Raw genomic sequence first — 12,385 nt, 5'->3', positions numbered from 1 at the left:
TTGACCGAAACTGCGATAAACGCACATATTACGTTCGTAATTTTTACCAACTACTATTTTTAACCAGCCCGATCCCTTCACTTCAGGAGTACATCCATGAGCAGCTACGACGTCGTGATTCTGGGCGGTGGCCCCGGTGGTTATAACGCCGCGATCCGTGCCGGCCAGCTGGGTTTGAAAGCGGCTTGCGTCGAAGGTCGCGCAACCCTCGGCGGCACCTGCCTGAACGTCGGCTGCATGCCGTCCAAGGCGCTGTTGCACGCATCCGAACTCTACGACGCGGCCATGGGCGCGGAATTCGCCAACCTGGGCATAGAGGTCAAACCCACCCTCAACCTCGCCCAGATGATGAAACAAAAAGATGAAAGCGTTACCGGGCTGACCAAGGGCATCGAGTTTCTGTTTCGCAAAAATAAAGTCGACTGGATCAAGGGTTGGGGCCACATCGACGGGCCGGGCAAAGTCACGGTCACCGACAGTGTCGGTGGCAAGACCGAGCTGAGCGCCAAGGACATCATCATCGCCACCGGCTCCGAGCCCACTCCCCTGCCGGGCGTCGACATCGATAACCAACGCATCCTCGATTCCACCGGAGCGCTGTCGCTGGCCGAAGTGCCAAAGCATTTGGTGGTGATCGGTGCCGGCGTCATTGGCCTGGAACTGGGCTCCGTGTGGCGGCGCCTGGGTGCTCAAGTCACAGTAGTCGAATTTCTCGACCGCATCTGTCCGGGGGTGGACGTTGAGGCTGGCAAAACCCTTCAACGTTCGCTGAGTAAACAAGGCATCACCTTCAAATTGAGTTCAAAAGTCACCCGTGCCACTTCAACGGCGAGCGGTGTTCAGCTCAGCATCGAACCGGCGGCCGGTGGCACCGCCGAGTTGCTGGAGGCCGATTACGTGTTGGTCTCGATCGGGCGTCGGCCTTACACCCAGGGCCTGGGGCTGGAAAACGTCGGCCTCGCCACGGACAAGCGCGGCATGCTCGCCAACAAGGGCCACCGCACCGAAGCGCCAGGCGTGTGGGTGATCGGAGACGTCACGTCCGGGCCGATGCTCGCCCATAAGGCTGAAGATGAAGCCATGGCCTGCGTGGAACAGATCGTCGGCAAGGCAGGGGAAGTGAATTACAACCTGATTCCCAGCGTGGTCTACACCAAGCCGGAGCTGGCCAGCGTCGGCAAGACCGAGGAGCAGCTCAAGGCCGAAGGTCGCGCGTACAAGGTCGGTAAATTCCCGTTCACTGCCAACAGCCGGGCCAAGATCAACCACGAAACCGAAGGCTTCGCCAAAGTGCTGGCCGATGAACGCACGGACGAAATTCTCGGCGTGCATCTCGTAGGCCCGAGTGTCAGTGAAATGATTGGCGAGTATTGCGTGGCGATGGAATTCAGCGCCTCGGCCGAGGACATTGCGTTGACGTGCCATCCGCACCCGACACGGTCTGAGGCGTTGCGTCAGGCGGCGATGAATGTGGCGGGGATGGCGACGCAGATGTAGTGGCCGCAAGACCGCTTTCGCGAGCAGGCTCGCTCCCACACTCGTTTTGTGAAGGCCACAAATCAACTGTGGGAGTGAGCCTGCTCGCGAAGGGGGCGACTCGGTCTAAAGCGGAAGATGCCCCAACGGCAACGCCCCCGGCGTCTTCACCGTGTGAATCGCAAAGTTGCTGCGAATATCGCTCACCCCCGGCAATTTCAGCAGTCGCTCGGTCAGAAAGCGGTCATACCCACGCAAATCCGGCACCACCACCTGCAGTAGAAAATCCGATTCCCCAGACACCAGAAACGCCGAAATCACTTCCGGCAACGCCGTCACCGCCACGCGGAACGCCTCAGCTTGCTCGTCGTTGTGACGCTCGACCTTGACCCCGACAAACACTGTCAGCCCAAGTCCCACTTCGTCGCGATCCAGATTGGCCTGATAGCCGCGAATCACCCCGGCTTCTTCCAGCATCCGTACTCGACGCAAACAGGGTGAAGCGGATAAACCGATTTCGTCAGCCAATTGTACATTGCTCAGCCGACCGTCCCGTTGCAGGGCCGCGAGGATCTTGCGGTCGTAGGCGTCCAATTTCATGTTTGGCAGATCCTGATGGTTCGATCGTGTGAAAGCAGCAGGTTATGCCAATTTTCCAAGCTTTAGAAGCTGACTACGCAACCACCTGCCCTGCCCTTGCGTCCTAGACTGACCCTACCGAATCGACCACGAAAGGGGCGCAGCATGGCAGGACTCTGGCTGTTTTTCATGGCATTGGCGGTGGTGTATTTGTTGCCCGGGCCGGATATGATCCTGCTGCTGCAAACCGGCGCCCGTCAGGGAAAAAGCGCGGCGTTGGCGACGGCGGTGGGCTTGGGGATTGCTCGTGGCTGCCACGTGGCATTGGCCGCGTTGGGGTTGGCGGCGTTGTTCAAAGCGGCGCCCTGGACGTTCGATGTGGTGCGGCTGGCCGGCGCCGCGTATCTGCTGTGGATTGGCATTCAATGTCTGCGCACTACGATGCTGCCGAACCTGAACGGCACTGACGCTTCAACCGCGAAACCGCGCTGGTCGGCGTCGATCAAGCGCGGGCTGTTCACCAACCTGCTCAACCCCAAGGCATTGCTGTTCTGTTCGGTGCTGCTGCCACAGTTCATCGACCCACACGCCGGATCAGTCCTCACGCAATTCGCGATCCTCGGCATGGTGCTGGTCAGCGTCGGCTTCCTCTTCGACAGCGCCTATGCATTGGTCGGCGCAGCACTGGGCCGTTGGCTGCAACGCAGTCCTTCGGCCCAGCGACTCCAGCAATGGCTGTTTGGCAGCCTGTTGATCGGCTTCGCCGTGCGGCTGACCTTTGTGCAACAGGCGTAAGCCTTACTGCGTCCGACGGCGGCGACGGTTGATCAACAGCAATGCCACGGCCGTCACGCCGACAATACCGCCGATCTGAAGCGGCCACTTGTAAGGCCGCAGCACCGCACGCGTCGCCTCAGTGGCCTGGGTTACATAACGTTTGCTGGCGTTTTCGAAGTCGGGATAGGGGCACTGGTGACCAAAATCCACCGCCCAATCCACATACGGCCCCTCTTTCACATAGCGCTGGTACAGCGCACTTTGGTCTTCAAGGCTGCTGTTCCAGCCGGCCGCCGAGCACAACACCGCGGCAAAGGCCTGGCTGGTGTGCGGCAAGTTATCGGCGGCGCGACTGGCCAAGGCCGTGGCCACGAACCGATAGTGATAACGCTCGTCAGGTTGGGCGGCGCTGGCTTGCTGGCGCTGGACTTCACCTTCAGCCACTAACGGCCCGACCTTCAGCTCCGTGGTTTCAAGGCTGTAATTGCCACCGAACGTGGCGTAGTCCGGGGCCATTTCGTAGCCGAGAATGTCCATCCCCCACTCGCGGGCCGTCCAGGCGGCATTGAACAGGGCGGCGGCACGCTTGGTCGGCCACCATGCCGCGTCGGCCAGCTGACGCTGTTGCGCATACAACCGGGCTTTTTTCTGCAGATCAGGATTGTCGAAGTACACCAGCGCTTCGTCATAACGCTCTTCGCGCAACAACCGACGGCCAAGCAGATTGCGCAACTGTGCGGCCACCGGCAACGGCACGTAGTTGTCACGATCCTGCTGGCTCAACGGCGGTGGCGCGGGGACCTGCGTGTCGACGTAATGTTTGAGCTCATCGACAGTCAGCACCCGTTCGGCCACCGTCGCGGCATCGAACCAATAGATGCTTTGGCTGCGATATAGCTGATCGAACGCTTGCAGGTAATCCCCGCGTTGCAGCGCCAGAATCGCACTTTCACCCTCGACCCGGCATTTGGGCTGAAGCGTTTCGTAGTCGTAGTCCGGCGTGCGACGCTCACCCCACGATTCATTCTGCGGGAATGCCTGAGCCGCCTTGGCATACGCCGCTGCCGCCGCGTTTTTATCGCCATCGCGCAACGCCAGTTTCGCCCGCAACCACCATGCCAGACCACCGTCACCGGCGTGTTCAAGAAAGGCCTTGGCGCTGGCGTAGTCGCCTTGTTGATAATTCATTGCGGCCAGTCGATCCGCGTTATCCAGGCTGCCGCGGGTGCTGCTTTGCAGCAGTTTGATCAGTTTCAATTCGTTGGGTGGTTGATCACCAAATGACCAGCCCAGGCGGCTGATCAAAGACGCCGTGACCAATTGTTGCACCGGTTTACCCTTGAGCAACGCGGTCAATTGATCGTCAGGCATCGCCAGCAGATCGGCCATCAGCAGCTTCAACGAGGTGTAACCCACCGCCGAGCCGTGGAGGTTTTGCGTGGCGTAGAGTTCGATGGCGCTGTCCCAATCGCCGGCGGTACGCGCCACGCGCGCTTCTTCGCCGAGGCTGGCGACACCCAGTTCCAGCGGATCACTGAAGCCATCGATGCTCAGCTGACGGGTCTGCTCGAACGCCTTGCGCGACTGCGCCAGCAGATCGGGTGATGCGTCCGCCTCGCTGCTCATGGCAAACAGCGCACGGCCTAGCGAATACGCGGCCCAGGTGCTGCGCAAGGCGCGTTGATCGGCCGGCAACGCCAGCACTTTTTCGAAGTATTCGGCAGCCAAACGATGATCGCCCGCACTGAACGCTGCAGCGCCCGCCAGATACAGCGTGAGCTCGGCCGGCAGGCTCGCGCCTTGTTCTTCGACCTGATGCGCATCCGTCAGGCTGCGCAGCTGTTTCACCAGCGCTTGCTGTTCGGCCGTCAGCCCGGTCTGTTCAGCGGTATCACGCTGTTCTGCGTAATCCGTGGCCTCCATGCTGTAGGGCGACTGCGCGACATGCTTGAGCCCCGCGATCGCATGCCCGAGTCGATTGACCTCGAACTGGAAGTTGCCTTCCGGCAGCTCCGCCAAGGACTGGCCGCGGTTATCCAGCAGGCGCATCGGAAAGTCCGGCCCGCAGGCCAGCGCCGAGCCCAAGGGCAAGCAGAGGCTCAGGCAGAGCAGATGGCGGGGCCAGTTACGGGTGAACATTAGAACCTCCTTGATCAATTTTTGTGCAGCGTGCCCAACCGATTGCACGCTGCCCACCGGCGGCTATTCGGCCGTCGTTAAGGCGGGTGAAGGTAAGCAGATCGGGGCTTTGTTGCAACGCATAACCGGCCAGCGCATCGGCGCCGTCACAGCCCTGCACGGCCAGGGTCACGCGTTTGGGCCATGGGCTGTCGAGGTTGCCCTGGTTGCTGACGCTGATGTCATAAAGGCCGTCCTGCGCACTGAGTTTCACGCTCAAGCGGCTGTCGAGTGTGTCAGCGCGTGCCACCGCACCCAGGGTGGTCAGGCTCCAGGCCCGGCGGTCGCCCGCCAGCGGCAGGCGAAACCAGATCAGGCCGGCCAGATGAGCCGGCGGATCGGCGCGCAAGTCCATGGCGAGTGTGCGCAGTTGCAGTGGATCCGCCAGCAGTTCCCGGCGTTTGCCGCCGCGCGCCACCGGCACTTCGCTTTCCACAACCGGTGCGCCAGTGGTGCCGGGCAACAAGGCCACGCCGTAGGCCGGGAGTGCCAGATAGAAAGGCTTCGTCGTGGCGCGCCCCCAGCCCTTGGCCCACGTTCGTGCCTGATCCGGGTCGAACAACCCACGTCGTGGATCGCTTACCGCGTGCACCTGCAACACGCTGCTGTCGACGGTCGATAACAGCGCTGGCAGTTCGGGGCTGTCCAGCCACGCCGGCAGCGCGGTGATGCTCAGCGGTAACGTCGGCGGTAAAACCGCACGCAGGTGCATCAGAAAATCTCGATAAGCCGGTAACCGGGCATTGCCCGCATCGTGGTCAATTTCCACACCGGACAGCGTCAGCCCCTGGGCTTGCCAGTCGCTGAGCAGCTGTTGGATTTGCGCCGTGATCTCATCCTGGTCCAGCGACTGGAGCTGTCCATCCAGGCGAATCACCGCAATCAGTGGCCGACCATCGCGTTTGAGCAGCGCCGCATCGATCCGCGCACGACGCCAGCCGGCTTGCGGAAACGCCTGCAAGGCCAACACCCGCAACGTCGAAAAGTCCGCACGACTGTCGCGCAGGGCCGCGTCATGGGCGGGCGTCCATTGCCGTTGCCAGACGTAGAGTTGCTGATCGAGCGGCGGCGCGTCTTGTTGCTCGCAGCCGTTGAGGAGCACTGCAACCAGCAGGATCGAGAGACGAACGAAAGACACCATGAAATCCCTGATCCCTACAAACACAGGGCTACAGGGTACACAAAACCTGTGGCGAGGGAGCTTCCAGGTATTGATCAATCAGCCATTGGTTTGCGGGCGATGATCACCTGGCTTTTCGCCACGACCGCGTCCAGCGCCTGTTTGATCTGTGCGCCGCGAGGGGACGCCAGAACCGCTTGCCAGGTCTCGGCCCAGTGGTTGAGCAGCGGGTGGTCGGCATTGCTGAAATCGACCTTGGCTTCCCAGAACAGCAGCATCCACATCGACCAGTAAAACCCATATTGGCTGTGGCTGAGCACTTCCAGGCCGGCGTCGCTGACCATCGCCTTGAACTGCTCTTCGCTGATGATGCGAATGTGGTTGGGCTTCTGGAAATACTCCGGTGCGGCGATGTCCTTTTGCAGGTCTTCGGAGCTCGGGTGAGGAACGCTGAGCAAATACAGCGCGCCCGGCTTGCCGACTCGCACCAGTTCGGCGAGGAACTGTGCCGGATCGTCCACATGCTCGATAACTTCGGTGGACACCACGCGGGTAGCGGTGGCGTCGGCAATCGGCAGCGGGTTGCAGTCGGTGACGTGGCATTCGACGTCACGCGCCGGGGTGTCGCCCAAGCGCTGACGGGTGGCTTCGACCTTGGCGGCGTCGATGTCGGCGATGATGATCTTCGCCCCGCGCATGCCGCAGAAATGCACGTTGCCACCGTCACCACAGCCCACGTCCAGCAGCGTGTCTTCGGCGCTCACCGGGAACCCGGTGAACAGCTCGCCGGTTTGTTGATTGAACCAGCCACTGAGCATCGCATCGTGCAGGCCGAGCATGTACGGGTCGACTTTCTCGACCTTGTCTGCCGCAGGCGTCGCGGGAGCGGGCGTACCCGCCGTGAGTTTCTTCAAAAGGCTCAGCATGAGGTAGCTCCAGAGGATGGGACGGCTGTTCGGGACGTGCTCAGGCGCTTGACCAGCGAGGCGCCGCGGTTGCGCATGGGCATTTCGATGAAGCGGTAGTTGAGTTCGCTCAGCAGCACGATCAGGCCGCCAGCCATCAACAACGTCAGGATCGGATGGCCCGCCGGACTGGGCAGCCCCGTAGCCTGTAAACGAAAGGTGAATTCGCGCACCAGCAAGTAGGCCGGGATATGGATCAGGTAAATCCCGTAGGAGCGGCTACCGACCCAGGTCATCAGATTCTTCAGCAGGCCGCGAGGCAACAGGTAATCACGGTTGTAGGACGCCACCCAGACCAACACCGCGCACAACACGGCAATCACGCCGATGCGGTACTGGGTGAAGGTAAAGCGATCAGTCGCCATGAAACTGAGCGCCAGCGACAGCACAATCAGCGCCGAGATGCCGGCCCATGGGCGACGCAGAAACGTCGGTTCCCAGCGCAGGTACGAAGGTTGTGCACTCCACATCGCCAACAGCACGCCGAGGGCCAGCGCATCGGTGCGCACCACCATCAGAATCGGCGTACGCAACGTGAACAATTGGACCGCGACCAGCGCCAGCAACGCCCAGACAAGATGCTTGCGGCAGACCAGGATCAGCAGCGGAAACAGCAGGTAGAACTGCTCCTCCAGCGACAGGCTCCAGTACACAAAACTGGTGCCGTATTCGTAGTGATAGAAGCTGTCGGCGAAGCGGAAGTTGGCGTATTGCGCCACACCGGCCAGCGTCGCCTGCACGTTGGCGTGCAGCGTACCGAACGCGCCGGAGCGGTTGAGAAAGAGGCAAGCCAGCAACATCAGCGCCAGCCACAACCAGGCTGACGGCAACAATCGAAAGGCTCGGCGCAGCCAGAAATTACGCGTCTGCTGCCAGTACTCCTGACGGGTGCTGCAGCCTTGCAACGCTGGGATCAAACTGCGTGCGATGACAAATCCCGAAATCGCGAAAAACAGGTCGACGCCCCACCACGGCTGACCGAACGCAGTGATGGTTTGCAGCAACGGCACCGAGGCGGCAAAGAGGCTGTCTTGCAGGTGATGAAACAGCACGCCGAGTACCGCAATGCCGCGCAATAACTCGATGTCCATGATCCGCTTGTCATTACTCATGCCGTCCTCCTGGACGCTGCATCGGCATCCACCGGTTTGCGCGCGATGATTACCTGGCTCTTGGGCATGAACTGATCGAGCATCTGCTTGATCGCCAAGCCGTCGGGTTGCGCCAGCAAGTCCTGCCAGGTTTTCGCCCAGCTCTCCATCAGCGGCGGGTACGGTGCCTGAATGCGGTCACGCACCGCGCCACCCAGATCCCGTCCCGCGGCCCGCTCACTGGCCCAAAAGAAAATCATGCCCATCACCCAGAAAAATCCGGTGGCCTGACGATGCTCGATCACCAGGCCCGCGTCCTCCACCAGTGCGGCAAAGCGTTCCGGGGTAAAAATCTGTACGTGATTGGGCGACTGGAAGTAGTTCGCCGGGGCGATGCCCTTTTGCAAATGCTCGCCCACCGGCGCTGGAACGCTGAGCAGATACAGCGCACCGGGCCGGCCCATGCGCACCAACTCGGCCATGAACGGCTCGGGTTGATCGATATGCTCCAGCACTTCCATGCACACCACTTTGCTCGCGCAAGCGTCTGCCAGCGGCAATGGCAGGCTGTTGCTGACCAGGCCGAGATTGGCTTTATCCGATTGCGCGTCCACTTGCCGGGCGAGGTCACGGACTTTGTCGTGTTCGCTGTCGGTGAAGATCACCGACGCACCCTGGCGCACCGCAAACAAGGTCGCGACCCCTTCACCACAGCCGACGTCCAGCAAGGTGTCGTCGGCGGTAATGGCAAATCCTTTGAGCAGTTCGCCACTGTCGCCCGAAAACCAGCCGTCATGCATCGCATCGTGCAAGCCCACTTCCCTTGGCGACACACGGGCGGGCTCAACCGGCAACGGCGCGGGCGCGGGTTTCGCTTCAGGAAAGAAACGTCTGACCAATGCGCGGATCATGCCTCGGGGGTTTCCACGGCACGGGTTTCGAACAGCTGGGCAAAATAGGCCTTCAGGCGCTGCTCGGCAGTGGCTTGGCTGCAGAATGTCCTGAGGCTGGCCACGGCATGCGTGGACATCTGTGCATAACGTTCGGGGTCGCTCTTGGCCACCTCGTAGCTTGTCCGGTAAGCGCGGCACAACGACGCCCAGTTGGTGACGTAGCGCAACGTCCGGAACGCCCGACGCGGATCATGCGGCCAGGCGGTCAGTTCGTCCGTGGAGTCGATGAGGAACGCATTGTCGGCGTCCAGGTAATCGATCATCGCTGTGGTCCGGGGCGCCACGGCCGGTTTGCCGCAGGACATGAATTCCATCAGCGGCAGGCACTGGCCTTCGCCGTAGGACGTGTTGACCACGTAACTGGTTGCCTGCACCAGACGCTCGTAATCCGCATCGGCGAGGTAGCCATAGATCAGCACGATGCGGCAGCGGTAGGACTGGTTTTTGTACAAGTGATGCAGGATGTCGGTCAGCGCGGCTTCGGCATCGTGGTGAGTCAGTTTGAGCACCAGTGTCGCGTCGTCCACTTCACGGAACGTCACGCAAAAGGCGCTGAGCATGTCTTCCCAGTTCTTGCGCCCGTCGCCGGGGTTGAACACCGAGGTGTAGATCACCCCGTCGAGGACCAACTCGTGTTCACTCGGCGGGGCCTCGAAGTCGATGCCCACGCCTTCGCGCGATGACGCCGGGCCGAAGGCACGCAAGTCGAGTTCGCGGCTGTCGGCCAGCAATCCTTTGATCTTCAATCGCACCTGGCTGGCCAGGGGCTGACGCTGCAATTGCGCGCCACGCTCGGAAAACCGGTCCCACACCGGGGCAGGCACCGCGACGATCGGGTAGTCGGCGCCCATTGCCTCGCGCACCGCTGTCACGGTGTAGCTGGAATGAGTAATCGCCGCACCCGCTGCCCGCAACACCGTGCGCCAGTCGTTGAGCGGATCACCGGCAAAGGGTTCGTTGGGGATGGTGCTGAATTCCCATGCGAACACCGGCAGCGTCGGGCAAGCAAGATTGACCGGCGTGCGATGAGGGGGCGAGAACGACAGGAACACGCAGTCTTCGCCTCGGGACAGGCACTCCCGGTACAAGGCATCGACTTCGGCCTGCGGATCACGGACTTCCACCACTCGCCCCAGCCGCTCCAGCACGGGGCGGTATTCCTTGAGCACGAAGTAGTAGCTGTATTCCGAACGACCCAGGTTCTGGGCGATGGTGTGCTGGTTGGTTTCCGAATGAATGATGATCAGCATGCGGCATTATCCGTTGCGGTCGCTGTCGGCAGAACCTGTGGCGCCAGCCCGAAAAAGTCCGCCAGGCGCTTCTGCACCGGGGCGAAAGCGCAGTAGTCGTGCATGCGCTCGACGGCGGCGAGGGACATGCGCTGATAATGCTGCGGTTGCGCCTTGGCCATCCGGTAGCTGTTTTCGTAGGCGGTTTTCAGTGAACCCCAATCCGGTCGATAGCGCAGGGTGCGGTAGATGATTCGGGTGTCTTGCGGCCAGATGGTCAGCTCTTCGCTGGACTTGACCACAAAGGCCACGCGCTCATCGATGTAGTCTTCCATGGCCGTGTGGTCCGGAGCGATCACCGGTTTACCGCTGGCCATGAACTCCATCAGCGGCAGGCACAGCCCTTCGCAGCGCGATGCATTGACGTAAAAACTGGCCGCCTCGTAAAGACGGGCATATTGCGGATCATCCAGGTAACCGTGCATCACCACCACCCGACAGGCGAATGGCGAGAGCTGCGCGAGCAAGGTCATCAGTTCGTCGTAGTAGGACGACAGGTCGCTTTGGGTAATCTTCAGCACCAGCGTGGCATCGGACGTTTCGCGAAAGGCCCAGCAAAACGCAGTGATCAATTGATGCCAGTTCTTGCGCCCATCACGCGGGTTGAACACGGTGACGTAGACCACACCGTCGACCCGGGTTTCGACCAAAGAGGTGGTGTCTGGCCAATGACGCGGCTCAGGTTCCGGCACCGCAATTGTCTGCGGGCCGGCGATGGCTGGCAGGTATTCGGCCACTCGGGCATGCACCGCATCGGAGAGCAAATCGCGAATGCCTTCCCAGTACCACTGGCTCAGAAAGTGCGTGCGATGCAGCGGAACCGGCAGCGTTTTGCCCATGTCCCGGCGCCACATGTGCAGGTAATGGCGGGCGATCACGAAGCGGCGTTTCAGTGTCAGTGGCGGCGGCTTCAGCGCCTCCAGCTCGGCCTCGCGCGCGGCCAGTTCCTCGGCGGTGAGCACCGCGGGAATCAGTGCATCGGCGTTGAGGCCGAGGGTGTGCGTATCGAAAATGCAGCCCTTGATGTCCAGCACCGAACCGGCGTTCACCGGAACACTGGTGTGCTGATTGCGGATGGCCGCAAAGTTTTCCCACAACGGCGTCGGCAACACCAGCACCGGGAAGTCTTCACCCATGGAACGACGAATCGCCCGGGCGGTATGGCTGGAAAGCGTGATCACCCGGCCCTGACGCGCGAGCATTTGCGTCCAGTCCTGACGCGGATCGTTGTCCCACTGCTCATCGGGAATCGAGTCAAACTCCCAGGCCACCACGCAGATCGTCGGGCACTCAAGGTCGTTCGGGGTTTTCTGCGGCGGCGTAAAAGACAGGAACAGACTGTCCTCGCCAGCGGCCAGCAGTTGTTTGTAGAGGGGATCGACCTCGGCGGTGGAGGACACCACATGCACGCGCCCAAGGCTTTCGAGCACCGGGCGATATGCCTTGAGCACGAAGTAGTAACTGTATTCGGGACGACCGAGGCTCTGGCTGATGGAGCTGTCGTTGACGTCCGAGTAAAGAATGAAATTCATGGCATCCCACGATGAAACCGCCATCCCGGCAGCCCCACTCTATGACGGCAAAGCGAACGGAGAGCCGGTGTTTGCCGGTCGTCGTCCATCGTCTTTTTGCTCGTCTACGTTCTTGTTTTAATGGTCAGTCTCACGGGGTTCGGGAACAACCCGCACGAACACTGGATAATCGTGACGAGGGGCATTCTAAACACATCCGTCGAGGATTCGTGAACCGCCCGGCGAGAATAAATCGGGCCACGCTGACGAGAACTGACCAGTCACGGTTGGACCTGTTGAAATTGCCGAGCAATTGGCACAGATTGGCTACCAAACAACTACAACAATGACTTTTCCTACTGTTTGCCGAGATTACACCTACGGTCTGACAGATAATTCCCGGAAGCCTGTGGGGAAAAGGAAAAAGTTTACGACCAAGGGGCTGC

At 61.0% G+C, this 12,385-nt stretch carries 10 protein-coding genes; 2 read left to right on the top strand and 8 right to left on the bottom strand.

Going from position 1 to position 12,385, the window contains the following annotated elements:
- Positions 1 to 96: 96 nt before the first annotated feature.
- On the top strand, positions 97 to 1,497 hold the full coding sequence (gene lpdA / locus ACWKV5_RS13065; RefSeq protein ID WP_483841573.1) for a dihydrolipoyl dehydrogenase: 1,401 nt from the start codon (positions 97 to 99) through the stop codon (positions 1,495 to 1,497).
- A gap of 105 nt (positions 1,498 to 1,602) precedes the next feature.
- Here lpdA and ACWKV5_RS13060 read toward each other — a convergent pair whose 3' ends face one another.
- On the bottom strand, positions 1,603 to 2,076 hold the full coding sequence (locus ACWKV5_RS13060) for an Lrp/AsnC family transcriptional regulator (protein WP_027926238.1): 474 nt from the start codon (positions 2,074 to 2,076) through the stop codon (positions 1,603 to 1,605).
- Between the two features lie 144 nt (positions 2,077 to 2,220).
- Between ACWKV5_RS13060 and ACWKV5_RS13055 the strand changes: the two genes are divergently transcribed.
- Positions 2,221 to 2,850: a LysE family translocator gene (locus ACWKV5_RS13055; protein WP_483841572.1), complete on the top strand. Its 630-nt coding sequence runs from the start codon at positions 2,221 to 2,223 to the stop codon at positions 2,848 to 2,850.
- A gap of 3 nt (positions 2,851 to 2,853) precedes the next feature.
- On the opposite strand, the gene ACWKV5_RS13050 is transcribed toward ACWKV5_RS13055, so the two are convergent.
- The 7 genes from ACWKV5_RS13050 to ACWKV5_RS13020 all read right to left on the bottom strand — a co-directional run bounded on the left by ACWKV5_RS13050 (position 2,854) and on the right by ACWKV5_RS13020 (position 11,960).
- On the bottom strand, positions 2,854 to 4,971 hold the full coding sequence (locus ACWKV5_RS13050) for a hypothetical protein (RefSeq protein ID WP_483841571.1): 2,118 nt from the start codon (positions 4,969 to 4,971) through the stop codon (positions 2,854 to 2,856).
- Complete coding sequence (locus tag ACWKV5_RS13045) at positions 4,958 to 6,151, bottom strand: DUF3142 domain-containing protein (RefSeq protein ID WP_483841570.1); 1,194 nt, start codon at positions 6,149 to 6,151, stop codon at positions 4,958 to 4,960. The genes ACWKV5_RS13050 and ACWKV5_RS13045 overlap by 14 nt, the downstream gene beginning before the upstream one ends.
- Before the next feature lie 74 nt (positions 6,152 to 6,225).
- Positions 6,226 to 7,056, bottom strand: coding sequence for a class I SAM-dependent methyltransferase (locus ACWKV5_RS13040; RefSeq protein ID WP_483841569.1), 831 nt, complete (start codon positions 7,054 to 7,056; stop codon positions 6,226 to 6,228).
- Positions 7,050 to 8,207, bottom strand: a complete 1,158-nt coding sequence (locus tag ACWKV5_RS13035; protein WP_483841568.1) for an acyltransferase family protein — start codon at positions 8,205 to 8,207, stop codon at positions 7,050 to 7,052. The genes ACWKV5_RS13040 and ACWKV5_RS13035 overlap by 7 nt, the downstream gene beginning before the upstream one ends.
- On the bottom strand, positions 8,204 to 9,097 hold the full coding sequence (locus tag ACWKV5_RS13030; protein WP_483841567.1) for a class I SAM-dependent methyltransferase: 894 nt from the start codon (positions 9,095 to 9,097) through the stop codon (positions 8,204 to 8,206). Before ACWKV5_RS13030 ends, ACWKV5_RS13035 begins: the two co-directional genes overlap by 4 nt.
- A complete protein-coding gene (locus tag ACWKV5_RS13025; RefSeq protein ID WP_483841566.1) occupies positions 9,094 to 10,389 on the bottom strand; it encodes a glycosyltransferase in 1,296 nt (431 codons plus the stop codon). The genes ACWKV5_RS13030 and ACWKV5_RS13025 overlap by 4 nt, the downstream gene beginning before the upstream one ends.
- Positions 10,383 to 11,960 carry a glycosyltransferase gene (locus ACWKV5_RS13020; protein ID WP_483841565.1) on the bottom strand — a complete coding sequence of 526 codons (1,578 nt, stop codon included), beginning with the start codon at positions 11,958 to 11,960 and terminating at the stop codon, positions 10,383 to 10,385. The genes ACWKV5_RS13025 and ACWKV5_RS13020 overlap by 7 nt, the downstream gene beginning before the upstream one ends.
- Positions 11,961 to 12,385 lie beyond the last annotated feature (425 nt).

This window comes from Pseudomonas oplopanacis (assembly GCF_057128725.1).
The sequence above is the reverse complement of the archived record's forward strand: the minus strand, read 5'-3'. Positions and strand labels throughout refer to the sequence as shown.

Bases quoted from the DNA above. Each gene is read 5' to 3' on its own strand.
- lpdA (WP_483841573.1), top strand. From the start codon at position 97: ATGAGCAGCTACGACGTCGTGATTCTGGGCGGTGGCCCCGGTGGTTAT.
- ACWKV5_RS13060 (WP_027926238.1), bottom strand. From the start codon at position 2,076: ATGAAATTGGACGCCTACGACCGCAAGATCCTCGCGGCCCTGCAACGG.
- ACWKV5_RS13055 (WP_483841572.1), top strand. From the start codon at position 2,221: ATGGCAGGACTCTGGCTGTTTTTCATGGCATTGGCGGTGGTGTATTTG.
- ACWKV5_RS13050 (WP_483841571.1), bottom strand. From the start codon at position 4,971: ATGTTCACCCGTAACTGGCCCCGCCATCTGCTCTGCCTGAGCCTCTGC.
- ACWKV5_RS13045 (WP_483841570.1), bottom strand. From the start codon at position 6,151: ATGGTGTCTTTCGTTCGTCTCTCGATCCTGCTGGTTGCAGTGCTCCTC.
- ACWKV5_RS13040 (WP_483841569.1), bottom strand. From the start codon at position 7,056: ATGCTGAGCCTTTTGAAGAAACTCACGGCGGGTACGCCCGCTCCCGCG.
- ACWKV5_RS13035 (WP_483841568.1), bottom strand. From the start codon at position 8,207: ATGAGTAATGACAAGCGGATCATGGACATCGAGTTATTGCGCGGCATT.
- ACWKV5_RS13030 (WP_483841567.1), bottom strand. From the start codon at position 9,097: ATGATCCGCGCATTGGTCAGACGTTTCTTTCCTGAAGCGAAACCCGCG.
- ACWKV5_RS13025 (WP_483841566.1), bottom strand. From the start codon at position 10,389: ATGCTGATCATCATTCATTCGGAAACCAACCAGCACACCATCGCCCAG.
- ACWKV5_RS13020 (WP_483841565.1), bottom strand. From the start codon at position 11,960: ATGAATTTCATTCTTTACTCGGACGTCAACGACAGCTCCATCAGCCAG.